This window comes from Vreelandella halophila, from assembly GCF_019903425.1.
Classification (GTDB): Bacteria; Pseudomonadota; Gammaproteobacteria; order Pseudomonadales; family Oleiphilaceae; genus Halospina; species Halospina halophila.
Genome location: NZ_JACHUZ010000013.1, coordinates 1,902,238 through 1,914,340, shown reverse-complemented (window position 1 = coordinate 1,914,340; position 12,103 = coordinate 1,902,238). Strand labels below are relative to the sequence as shown.

The window sequence follows — 12,103 nt, the reverse complement described above, 5'->3', positions numbered from 1 at the left end:
TTGGGTAACCGCCTTTTCCATCTTTACGATCGAACCGTTCTGTCCCATCCGGTGCTTACCCTGCTCCTGGTGCTCGTCGCCGCTGTTATAGCCGGGCTGCGCCTGGACCAGTTCCGTCTGGATGCCTCACCGGACACCCTGGTCATGGAAGGCGATGAGTCCTTCGAGTATTACCAGCAGACCTACCGGCGCTTCGAAACCACCGATGACTTTCTGGTGGTCAGCTACCAGCCGGAAGGGGAGCTGTTCAGTGACGAGGCCATCAACCAGCTGGAGAAACTGCGCGACGACCTGATGGACGTTAAGGGTCTCGATGAGAGCAACAGCATCCTCAATGTGCCCCTGCTGCACAGCCCGGACATGACCCTCATGACGGTGAGCGAGCACATGAAGACCCTGGATGGGGATGATGTGCCGCTGAACACCGCTCGCAAGGCACTGATGGAGAATCCGCTGTACCAGAACATGCTGGTCAGCGAGGACGGCACCACCACTGCCATCCAGCTTCTGCTGCCCACGGATGAACGCTATTACGAGCTGCGCGACCGGCGCGACAAGCTCCAGCAGAAGGAACGCGGCGAAGGACTCTCTGAAGCCGAGGAAAGCGAACTTTCAGACGTGCTGGCCGATTACCGCCAGCGCAAGGAAGAACTAAACAATCAGCAGGACCGGATCATCCGGGATGTGCGCGGGGTGCTCGAGAATTACGGGGATCAGGCCCGCATCCACCTGGGTGGCGTGCCCATGATCGTGGCCGACATGATGGCGTTTGTGGAAAGCGACCTGGTGACCTTTGGTCTCGGCGTTCTGGCGTTCATCGTCCTGATGCTGGGTATCATCTTCCGCCAGCCGCGCTGGATCCTCCTGCCACTGCTTTGCTGTGCGCTGACTGTCTGGCTCACCCTGGGCTACCTGGGCTGGACGCACTGGCCGGTAACCGTCATCTCCTCGAATTTCGTCTCGCTGCTGCTGATCATCACCATGTCGCTGACGATCCACCTGATCGTGCGCCATCGTGAATACCAGCAACTGCAGCCCGATGCCAACCGCCACCAGCTGGTGTCCGAAACCGTCAGCGCCATGGGCCGGCCCTGCTTCTACATGGTGATCACCACGGTGGTCGCCTTCGGGTCCCTGATCTTCAGCTCCATCCGGCCGGTGATCGACTTCGGGCTGATGATGACCGTCGGCATACTGATCGGCTATGCCGTAGTCTTCCTGGTCCTGCCAGCGGTGCTCATGCTGCTGCCGCGCGCGGCCCAGCCCGGAGGAGCCCTCCATCGCACACCGATCACGGAGTATCTGGCCCGCATAACGGACAACTACCGCGGCACCATCCTCACCGTCAGTGCCGCGCTGGCCGTGGTCTGTGCCGTGGGTGTTTCCTGGCTTTCGGTGGAAAACCGTTTTATTGACTACTTCAAGTCCGATACTGAAATCCACCAGGGAATGGTCGTGATCGACCAGAAACTCGGCGGCACTACACCATTGGATGTAGTGATCAGCCTTGAGCAGAATGACGGCACCCCCACCGAGGACTGCGACCCCTTCGTGGATCCTGACTGCGAGCCCCAGGAGCAGATCGACAGCTTCTTCAGCACCGATGGTGCGGACCTGGTCAAGACCATTCATGATTTCCTGGACGAACAGCCCCAGACGGGCAAGGTCATCTCCCTGGCCACCACCATCCGGCTGGCGGAACGCGTCAACCAGGGCGAGCTCAACCCGCTCCAGCTCGGGCTGATGGGGCGCGCCTTCCCGGAGGACCTGCAGGGACTGTTGCTGGATCCCTACGTCAATGAGGAAACCGGCGAGGCCCGCTTCAGCATCCGACTGATCGAATCGTCGCCAGAGCTGGACCGGGATGCCCTGTTTGATCGCATCCGTTCACACCTGACTGACGAGGTTGGCCTCGAGGACGAACAGGTCAATCTCACCGGCATGGCGGTCCTTTACAATAATATGCTGCAGAGCCTTTTCAGCTCCCAGATCAAGACTCTGGGCGCGGTGTTCCTGGCCATCATGGCCATGTTCCTGGTCCTGTTCCGGTCACTGCGTGTGGCGGTGGTGGCGATTGTGCCTAACCTGCTGGCCGCGGGCACGGTGCTCGGCATCATGGGGCTGATGGGCATTCCGCTGGACATGATGACCATTACGGTCGCCGCAATAACGGTGGGTATTGCCGTGGACGACACCATTCACTACATCTACCGCTTCCGCGAGGAGATCCAGCGTGATGGCGACTACCAGGCCGCCATGCACCGCAGCCACCAGACCATAGGCCGCGCCATGCTCTACACCTCGCTGACCATCATTGTCGGCTTCTCGATCCTGGCCCTGTCGAACTTCATCCCGACCATCTACTTCGGGCTCTTCACTGGCCTGGCCATGGCGATCGCCCTGCTCGGCGCATTGACGCTGCTGCCGAGACTGCTCCTGATGGCCAAACCCTTCGGGCCGGACCAGGCAGCCGTCAGGGAGAGGGTCTGATGGCCATCCTGATCACCATTGCGCTGTTGATCCTGATCAGCCTGAGCGGATGGGTTCTCTACCGTCTGCGCGAACAGCGCCAGCGGGTACAGCACGCGTTGGCGCGCGTGGCGGACCCGGAGGTACCGCTGCCTGAGATGCTGATGACGGTACGGGTGCTGAACCCGATTGACGTGGCCCGCCGCGAATCCGCCGGCGCTCGTCTGGTTGGCGACTACATGCCCGAAACGGTGCGCCGGATTGTGTTCCGCCAGCTGACCGCAGAGCTCGACGAGGCGCTCTCCGAGCGGGGTATCGAATCCGAGATCAGCGTTGAATACCGGTGACAGCTCATGATGACGATCCTGAACCTTGTCCTCGGGGCGGTCCTGCTGGCACTGACCGGGGCAGTAGCCTGGGAGCTCCATCGCCAGGAAAAACTGGTCCAGCGCCTGGAACAGTACGCCGCCCATGAACGCCGACCCAAGCATGGCCGGGTGATCCACAGTAATTACGAGGAACCCGTCGTGCCGGCGTTTGAAACGCTTCCCAAGCGGATTCTTGAGCGGTTCATCGGCAAACGCTGACAAACACATATCCTTTCATTTGCGAATATTTATTACTTAGTTTAGGGTTCCGCCCCATTACCAAGCCTTAACTGGGGTGACTCCATGGCAATTCCTCGCGGTCCGTATTCGCTCACTTTCGTATTGATTGTCTCGCTCTCCCCACTCGCTGCCCAGGCACAGCAGGAAGAGGAAGACTCACAAACAACGTTTTCAGCCCCCACACTGGAAGTGCAGTCCAGCGCGGATGCCTCTGAGGAAGGCCTGAGCCCTGCTTTTGCCGGAGGCCAGGTTGCCGAGGGCGGCCGGGTCGGGCTGCTGGGAAATCAGGATGTCATGGAGACGCCCTATAATTTCACCAACTACACCGAACTCCTCATCGAGGACCAGCAGGCAGCCAGTGTTGGCGATGTCCTGCTCAACGATCCGGCAGTACGCGTGGCCCGGGGCTTCGGGAACTTCCAGCAGGTCTACCTGGTACGCGGCCTTCCGGTGTATTCCGATGACATGACCTACAACGGCCTCTACGGACTCCTGCCACGGCAGTACCTGGCATCGGAGTTCATCCAGAGGGTGCAGGTCTTCCGGGGGGCCAACACCTTCCTGAAGGGGGCGGCTCCCGGTGGCAGTGGTCTTGGCGGCGCGGTGAACGTGGTGCCCAAGCGCGCCCCGAACCATCCCCTCACCCAGGTCACGACGGGCATCCAGAGCGGCGGCCAGGCTTACGCAGCCGCGGATGTTGCCCGCCGTTCCGAGGACGGACGCTACGGTGTACGGGTCAACGCCGCCCGCCGCGACGGGGACACGGCCGTTGACGGGGAGTCCCGCGAACTGTCGATGGGCCACATCGGGCTCGATTATCGGGGAAAAGACCTTCGCCTGTCTGCAGACTTTGGCTATCAAGACCACCTGATGGATGCCAGTCAGCCGAACATCACCATTACTGAAGGGGTAGCAATTCCAGACACACCGGATGCTTCTGAGAGCGTCGCCCAGCCGTGGACGTTCTCGGACTCCGAGGATATGTTCGGCACCGCCCGTGGTGAGTACGACTTCAGCGAGAACGTAACCGGATGGCTGGCTTTTGGCATGCGCCGTGGCGAGGAGGAAGCAACCTTCGCCAACCCCACCGTCAGCAATACACAAGGCGATTTCACAACCTATCGCGCCTCGAACACCCGGGAAGAGGATATTCAAACGGGGACAGCTGGCCTTCGCGGATCAGTCGAGACTGGGGCTGTTGCTCACGAACTGACACTGAGCGGGTCAATCTATCGCAGTGAATCCCGAAACGCCTATGCATGGTCTCAGTTCGGTAGCATTACGGGTAATATCTACGACCCACAAGCTGAACCAATACCCGCCACAGATGGCTTTACCGGTGGCGAACTTGATAACCCGGGTCTGACTGGCAAGACAGACCTCACCAGCGTCGCCCTGGCTGACCAGCTGTCAATGCTGGATGAACGGCTGTTGCTGACATTGGGAGTGCGGCATCAACGTATCGAGGATGCCAGCTTTGACTACAATACCGGTACTAGAACAGCGAAATACGATGAAAGCGCTGTTACTCCCACAATCGGTGTCGTCTATCGCTATACTCCAGCACTGTCAGCCTATGCAAACTACATTGAAGGACTCCAGCAGGGCGAGACTGCCCCCAATGAAGTGAACGAAGAATCCGTCACTAACGGTGGCGAAGCACTGGACCCCTATACCACGGAACAAAGCGAGTTCGGGGTCAAATACGATAGCGGTAATCTCGGCGGCAGTGCCTCGTTCTACTACAGTCGTAAACCCAGCGCCGAAGTCGACAGTAACAACGTCTTCCGCGTTTCGGATTACCAGCGTAACCGCGGGCTCGAGTTGAACGCTTATGGCAAGGCCACAGACCATCTGACGGTACTCGGCGGCGTCAGTTTTCTGGACTCAGACGTGAATGGCAACGAAGCCATAGGCTCTCCGGATACTCAGGCCAATCTCAACCTGAAATACGACGTCCCCACTCTGCCCGATCTGGCACTGGACAGCCGCGTCATCTATACCAGCTCGCAATACGCGGACTCGGCCAACCAGCAGAAGGTGCCCTCCTGGACCCGCCTCGACATCGGCGCCCGCTACCTGGTGCCCATGGGAGATAATCGCTTGCTCACACTGCGGGCCCGGGTGGAGAATGTTGCAGATAGCGATTATTGGGCCTCCGCAGGCGGGTATCCCGGCGAAAGCTACCTCACGGTGGGCGCTCCCCGGACCTTCAAACTATCAGCCACGGTCGATTTCTAGGAGACCCTGCCGCCAATGCAGCAACGGACCATCCGCGTCTGGTCAGGCATCCACAAATGGACCAGCCTGATCTGCACCGCCTTCATCCTGATGCTCTGCATCACCGGGCTGCCGTTGATCTTTCACGACGAGATCGACGAGGCGCTGGATACCCAGCAGTGGCAGCCGGCGAACCCCAATGGCGAGTTGCTGCCACTTGACCGGATCCTGTCGATCGCGCTGGAGAGCCAACCGGGCGGCACCCCGCTGTTCATGAGCTTCGACAAGGAGCGGCCAGTGGTCAACGTCACTACTGGGCCCAGCCCCGATGCAGCCGCCGGGGATATGCACTTCGCCTCCTATGACCGGACCAGCGGCGAAACCGTCCCGGCTCACGAAAACGGCGTCATGGATTTCATCCTGCAACTGCATACCGACATGTTCCTGGGACTGCCCGGCATGCTCTTCCTGGGTGCGATGGGCGTCCTGCTGTTCCTGGCCATCGTTTCAGGCGTCGTGCTCTATGCGCCGTTCATGCGGAAACTGGATTTCGGCACCGTCCGAAAGAGCAAAACGCGCCGCATCAAATGGCTGGACTACCATAATCTGCTGGGGGTGATCACTATCGCCTGGCTGGCCGTCGTGACCCTGACCGGGGTGGTCAATACCCTGTCAACGCCGATACTGGATACCTGGCGGGAGCAGTCGCTTGCGGACCTGGCGCAGGGCTACGACGACCAGAGCGTGCCGGACCCGGGGGAGATGGCCTCTCTGGACTCAGCAGTAAACGAGGCCGTTAAGGCCGCGCCGGATAAAACGCTGCAGTTCGTGGCCTTCCCGGGCGGCATGTGGTCCACGGACTTCCATTACGCGGTCTTTCTGCACGGCAACACCTCCCTGACCCAGCACCTGATCACGCCGGCGCTGATCAGTGCCCGCACAGGTGAGTTCACCGCCATGCGGGAAATGCCCTGGTACGTGAAGACCCTGGCCCTGTCCGGCCCCCTGCATTTCGGTGATTACGGCGGGCTGCCGCTGAAGATCCTGTGGGCCGTCCTCGACGTGCTGACCATCGTGGTGCTTGGCAGCGGGCTCTACCTCTGGGCCTCCAGGCGGCGCCCAGTGACGAGTGAGGTCCGAGCGTCACAGGAAGCGAATTCACCCTCAGTTACCGCAACGCCATGAGCCCGGCAGGCGCAAACCGCAACCGCCGATCCCTCTGGACGATCTTCGCGGCGCCCACCTGGATCGCGCTGGCCAGCCTCATCGGGCTGGCGTCAGCGCTGATGGGGGAAGGTGTCTGGAACCTGATGGCCTGGGCAGGGGTAGGCGTTCCGGTACTCGCCGCCGTCTTTGCACTGCGCTACCGAACCCACTGAGCCTCAGCTGCCCTTACGCGCAACAACCGAGCCCAACACCACCAGCAGCGCCGCAACAGGCAGTTCCCAGCTCGGCGTTGTAAAGCCGGCTACCACCAGGAAAAACGCGGCCAGCACCGGGACGCCATAAGCCAAACTACCGACCAACCCTATAGGGCCGTTGCGGATGGCGACATCCCAGGCAACCATGGCGATGCCATAGGGCCCCAGGCCCAGGGCCGCGCCCGCGGCAATACCGCTGTAGGGCAGAGAACCCGCTTCGGGTTCGAGCACGACCCCTATCGCGGCAGCCACCATGGCCGCGATCAGAAAGATCGTGGGCATGAAAGGAGTGAGCGTCACGGGTGTTCTTTGACACAACCAGGAGTACAGGGCCCAACAGCAACCAGCGGTGAATGCGAATGCATACCCGGCCATATTGCCCGACAGCCCACCACTCAGGGCATCCGGAGCCAGCAGCAGTGCGGCGCCGCCAAAAGCAATGGCGGCGCCCCCGACCACAGGTCCCGCCAGCCGGCCATGAGTGAACCACTGGCTGATGAGCACGAACATCACCGGCCAGGTGTAGGTGATCAACGCGCCTTCCGCCGTCGGCGCCATTCCCAGCCCGACCAGATAGGAGCCCACGGCACCCAGCACCAGCAGGGGAATCACCCCATATATGAGCACCTCAGACCCTGGCGGGATCTCCGCATCACGGTTCTTTCTCAGACTGAGAGGCATTGCGGCCAGCGAACCGGACAGAAGCGCGATAGTCGTAAGCCGCAATGGCGGAATGGCCGTCGCCAAGTCAACCAGCAGTGGCGCTGACGCCCAGAGCACAACGGCAAAAAGGCCCGCAAGCGGGCCTACGGGCAACGGCATTCTCTGACTGCTCAATACCTGCACGGGCTACCTCCTTTGTCTTTTAAACCCCTCTCAATGACAGGTGCAGTCTATAACCAACATAATGATCACAAAATCGATTTTAATTGAATGATCCCATCACAGTTTGTGATATATGCGAACGCCCGTACTTGATCTCAACCTGCTCCAGACGTTCCTGGCCGTGGCCGACACCGGTACTGTGACAGCCGCGGCCGAACGGCTCAGCTATACCCAGTCAACAGTGAGCATGCAGCTCCACCGCCTGGAGGCCATGCTCGGTGTAACGCTGCATGAAAAGGAGGGTCGGGGGATCCGGTTCACGCCCGAGGGCGAGCGGCTCCTGGGCCATGCCCGCCGACTCCTGACCCTGAACAATGAAGCGCTGAACGACATGAAGGCGCGCCAGGTCGCCGGCAGCCTGACCCTCGGCATTCCCGAAGACTATGCCTTTCTACTCACGCCCGCCCTGGCCTATTTCCATCAGATGTACCCCGCCATGCAGCTGAAGGTCATCTGTGGTGCCAGTACGGATCTGGTCCAGCAGGTACAAGCCTCCGAGCTGGACCTTGCCGTTGTCACCCGCCAGACTCACTCACCGGGCGGCGAAATGATCCGTCGGGATCCACTGGTGTGGGCAGTGGGCGCGCACCAGCAGCCGTCCCTGGTGGACCCTCTGCCACTGGCGCTGTACAGCCCGGGCGCGGATGTTTTCAGGGAAGTTGCCGAGCACGCACTTGGGGCCGCCGGCCGGCACTGGCGGCTGGCCTATTCGAGCCAGTCCATGACGGGGTTGATGCCCGTAGTCGTGGCAGGGCTGGCGGTGGTTCTGATCACCCGCGACATGCTCAATCCACAGCTCAGAGCCCTGGACGAGAAAAGCGGCCTCCCGGCGCTTCCCTCCGTGGAAATTGCACTGCACCGCGCCCCTGGGCGCCCGTCAGAACCGGCCAGGCAGCTGGCGGAGTTGATACGTCAGCACGTGGGCTCAGAGAAGCAGTAGCAACCCCAAAGAGCGCCATTTCATCAACTCGCCTGGCACATCTCAGGGGCGGCATCACACCATTCAACGGGCTTCGAGGCCTTTTTGGCCTCCGCGGCTCTATGGACAACCTCTTCCGTATCCATCACTGACTCGGGAGACACACGGATAACACCGGCCGCCAGCGTTGCCAGTGGCCAGTCACAGACACGTCCCCCCCTGTCCTCTGCCCTGATGAAGCCTCTGGACCTGTCTTCCCCCCGGTATACAGAACGGCTCTCAGCATTGAAGGTTTCGATCACGGTCGTACTGCTGCAGACCGTATGATCGATATCGTCACAGAATACGATGAAATCATCCCCGCCGAGATGGCCAACCATATCCCCTTCCTTACCGAAATACTGCTGCAGAAGTCTTCCAAGAAGGACGATCAGGCGGTCGCCTGTTCTGAAGCCCAGATGATCATTGAGGGGTTTGAAGGCGTTGATATCAAAGTAGATCATCAGAAACGGGGTACCTCCCGCCAGGCGGCACTCGATCTCCTCGTGGATCGGCACATTGCCAGGCAGCAGGGTTAGCGGATTGGCGTAACGGGCTTTCTCGATACGCTGTTCCGTCATGCGCTTGAGCAATGCCCGCGTTGCTCCCATACCCTCGTAGAACCCGTCGCGCGTTACCAGGAAATGCTGGCGCAGGTAGTCATCCTCATCCTCGGTCAGACGCCGGCTCAGCTCCTCCAGTGGCTGGTCGTGCTCAAAGAGCAGCGCATCAGAATTCATCATCTGCTTAACGGGTTTCTTCTCGTTCAGCGACCGGCCGAACGTTGACCCGAACGCCTCCAGAATTTGCCATTTATGGATCAATCCAAGCGCCCGGCCATCGTCGTCCAACACCGGCAGGGCGAAGACACCCGCCTGGGCCTGCAGCATCGTCCAGGCTTCCTCCAGTGTATTATCACCATGCAGCGTGGGCGGATGATGGACCAGACTCGCTGCACTCACGGTGCCGTTTTCAGGCATCCGGCTGACCGCCTTAAGTGGTTCCAGATTCGCATTGGCCACACTGCGCGGACGCCCGAAAAGAAACCCTTGTATATAGCGCACCCCGAGATCACGCAGCAATTCCAGTTCGGCATTGCGCTCAACGCCCTCCGCGACAACACGGCAATCAAGCCTTGAGGAAAGCTGCATCACCGAGCGCACGAACTCACGCTTGACCAGATCCTCATGGATATCACGCACAAAATGCCGATCGATCTTCACGTAGTCAGGCTCAACCTCGGACCAGAGTTTGAGCCCGGAATAGCCGGCACCCAGATCATCAATCGCCACCTGGAAACCGGACTGCTTCAGCCAGGTCACGGAGCGTTTGAGTTCTTCCATGTCGAGTGCGGGATAGCGCTCGGAGAGCTCAACCACGACCTGTCCTGGCGCAATGGCACCGCCTTCCAGCAATGCTTCCAGAAGCTGGTACTCGTAGGCGCCAGGCAGAAGATTGTCAGGGCTGACGTTGACGAACAGTTTCTGGGTCCTGCGTGTCGAGGTCCAACTCGCGCGAGTGGTGCGCAGACAGAGGTTTTCCAGCTCCAGTGTCCGGCCACAGCGTTCCGCCGTTTCAAACAGAACCGAGGCGGGATGCAGAGGGCTGTCCGAAGGCCCTCGACTCAGGGCCTCATAGCCTTCCACCAGAGCCTCCCTGGCATCCACGATCGGCTGGAACAGTGTCTGGATGTCACCCTGTACCAACAGATTCTCCAGCTCCTGTTCAAGCTGCTCAAAGCCCATAACCTACTCCATAACGGCCTGACTGGTAGCCAGGATTCAATCAGGTTGCTCCTCACCAATTGCTCGGAAGCGGTCTCCGCCCGGGTTATGACGAGCCAGGAGAGAACCGCCAGAGCGGACAGGGCAAACAGTGAAAGAAACGCGACCAGAAGGATCCGATCTCTTACGGTTCCCAGCACGGGGACTCCTCAAAAGCGGCTGACCGGGCACCGAGACTAGTCAAGCTGTATGACGGCTCTGTTGCAGATAGACAAAGACGGACAGGATTTTACATTTCAATCCGCTATCAGACGCTTTACGAAACCTCCACCCCGAATCTTCCTGGGTACACGAAGCTGTGTTCCAATGGCGCTATTGAATTGGAATCACAAACCAACATCGGCGTGAACAGGACCCCGATATGAACGAAAGCGCTTCCATCAGCATCGATAACGGCGATGCGGTCATTGACGCGGCCACGCTTGCGCAATGGCTGAATATCGATCTGGAGACACTGACGCACGGCATTGAGTCCGGTGCAGTGCGAACGCTTGTGGAGAAGGGCGAGGGAGAGGACGCGGGCCGGATGCGGCTGACCGCGCGTTACGGTGAACGACAGGCCTGCATGATCCTGGAGGCGGACGGCCGCCTGACGCCGACCACACCCCCTCCCGACTCCCAGCGCCCCGTGAAACCCTCTCTGATGCAGCTTCTGGACGACTGAGCGGTGATTGACCGAGCGCCGCGCATTCTTTAAATATGGATATGGCGCATCCTGAATGAGGCAACATCATGGATCAGCATAATCAGCTCCCGCAGACAATGAACGCCATGGTGTTGGAGCAGCCGGGCCAGCCACTGCAGCACCGTCAGCTGCCCATTCCAGAGATCAGCCAACCGGATCAGGTCCTTGTCAGAGTTGAGGCCTGTGGCGTCTGCCGGACGGACCTGCACATCCTTGATGGCGAACTCACGGAGCCTTCACTACCACTGATCCCCGGGCACCAGATTGTGGGAAAGGTGGTTGCTACCGGTAATGGCGTTACCGATCTCCGGGTCGGAGACCGGGTGGGCATCCCCTGGCTCGGCCACACCGACGGCACCTGCCGTTACTGCCACCGTGGCCAGGAGAACCTCTGCGAACAGGCCCGGTTCACCGGCTACACCCTGGACGGCGGCTATGCCGAATACGCCCTTGCCTACGCACCCTACTGCTACCCCCTGCCGCCGGAAGCCGAAGCGCTGGATATTGCGCCCCTGCTCTGTGCCGGTTTGATCGGCTTCCGCACATGGCGCCTTGCAGGCGGCGAGACCATCCAGCGGCTCGGTATCTATGGCTTTGGCGCCGCTGCCCATATTCTGTGCCAGATCGCCTGCTGGTACGGCCAGTCCGTATACGCATTCACCCGACCCGGCGATGAGCAGGCGCAGAAGCTGGCGCGGGACCTGGGTGCCGTCTGGGCGGGCGCGAGCACGGAGGATCCACCGGACGTTCTGGACGCCGCACTTGTCTTTGCCCCGGTGGGTGAGCTGATGGTCAGTGCCCTGAAGCACGTGGATCGTGGCGCCAGCGTGGTCAGCGGCGGCATTCACATGAGTGATATTCCCTCATTTCCCTATGGCCTGCTGTGGGAAGAACGCAGCCTGAAATCAACCGCCAACCTCACCCGCGAGGATGGCCGTGCCTTCCTCGAGGTCGCACCCAGAGTCCCCGTGCGAACCGAAGTGCACGCCTACCCGCTCAGCGAAGCCAACAAGGCCCTCGAGGACCTGAGGGAGGGACGGTTCGCCGGTGCGGCGGCACTGACCCCATAGGAG

At 60.5% G+C, this 12,103-nt stretch carries 11 protein-coding genes; 9 read left to right on the top strand and 2 right to left on the bottom strand.

What is annotated here, in order from left to right:
• From H4I92_RS13200 to H4I92_RS13175, 6 genes are all read left to right on the top strand, one after another.
• The gene (locus H4I92_RS13200; protein WP_218668217.1) at window positions 1-2,490 is read left to right on the top strand and encodes an efflux RND transporter permease subunit; all 2,490 of its coding nucleotides are present in this window, start codon (window positions 1-3) and stop codon (window positions 2,488-2,490) included.
• Window positions 2,490-2,816, top strand: coding sequence for a hypothetical protein (locus H4I92_RS13195; protein WP_077531029.1), 327 nt, complete (start codon window positions 2,490-2,492; stop codon window positions 2,814-2,816). Before H4I92_RS13200 ends, H4I92_RS13195 begins: the two co-directional genes overlap by 1 nt.
• Window positions 2,817-2,822: 6 nt before the next feature.
• On the top strand, window positions 2,823-3,056 hold the full coding sequence (locus H4I92_RS13190) for a hypothetical protein (RefSeq protein WP_077531028.1): 234 nt from the start codon (window positions 2,823-2,825) through the stop codon (window positions 3,054-3,056).
• A gap of 84 nt (window positions 3,057-3,140) precedes the next feature.
• Complete coding sequence (locus tag H4I92_RS13185; protein ID WP_077531027.1) at window positions 3,141-5,318, top strand: TonB-dependent receptor; 2,178 nt, start codon at window positions 3,141-3,143, stop codon at window positions 5,316-5,318.
• 15 nt (window positions 5,319-5,333) lie between these two features.
• Window positions 5,334-6,482, top strand: a complete 1,149-nt coding sequence (locus tag H4I92_RS13180) for a PepSY-associated TM helix domain-containing protein (protein WP_077531026.1) — start codon at window positions 5,334-5,336, stop codon at window positions 6,480-6,482.
• On the top strand, window positions 6,479-6,676 hold the full coding sequence (locus H4I92_RS13175) for a hypothetical protein (RefSeq protein ID WP_077531025.1): 198 nt from the start codon (window positions 6,479-6,481) through the stop codon (window positions 6,674-6,676). Before H4I92_RS13180 ends, H4I92_RS13175 begins: the two co-directional genes overlap by 4 nt.
• A 3-nt stretch (window positions 6,677-6,679) precedes the next feature.
• Here the strand turns inward: H4I92_RS13175 and H4I92_RS13170 are convergent, their stop codons facing one another.
• On the bottom strand, window positions 6,680-7,540 hold the full coding sequence (locus H4I92_RS13170; protein ID WP_179105709.1) for a DMT family transporter: 861 nt from the start codon (window positions 7,538-7,540) through the stop codon (window positions 6,680-6,682).
• 136 nt (window positions 7,541-7,676) lie between these two features.
• Between H4I92_RS13170 and H4I92_RS13165 the strand changes: the two genes are divergently transcribed.
• Entirely contained in the window at window positions 7,677-8,543 is an 867-nt protein-coding gene (locus tag H4I92_RS13165) for a LysR substrate-binding domain-containing protein (protein ID WP_077531023.1), read from the top strand.
• A gap of 23 nt (window positions 8,544-8,566) precedes the next feature.
• On the opposite strand, the gene H4I92_RS13160 is transcribed toward H4I92_RS13165, so the two are convergent.
• Window positions 8,567-10,306 (bottom strand): GGDEF domain-containing protein, encoded by a 1,740-nt coding sequence (locus tag H4I92_RS13160; protein WP_077531022.1) that lies wholly within the window; start codon window positions 10,304-10,306, stop codon window positions 8,567-8,569.
• Between the two features lie 400 nt (window positions 10,307-10,706).
• On the opposite strand from H4I92_RS13160, the gene H4I92_RS13155 reads away from it, so the two are divergent.
• Together H4I92_RS13155 and H4I92_RS13150 are read left to right on the top strand one after the other, a co-directional pair.
• Window positions 10,707-11,009, top strand: coding sequence for a DUF6522 family protein (locus tag H4I92_RS13155; protein ID WP_077531021.1), 303 nt, complete (start codon window positions 10,707-10,709; stop codon window positions 11,007-11,009).
• Window positions 11,010-11,077: 68 nt separating this feature from the next.
• Window positions 11,078-12,100: a zinc-dependent alcohol dehydrogenase family protein gene (locus H4I92_RS13150; protein WP_245800914.1), complete on the top strand. Its 1,023-nt coding sequence runs from the start codon at window positions 11,078-11,080 to the stop codon at window positions 12,098-12,100.
• The last annotated feature ends 3 nt before the right edge of the window (window positions 12,101-12,103 follow it).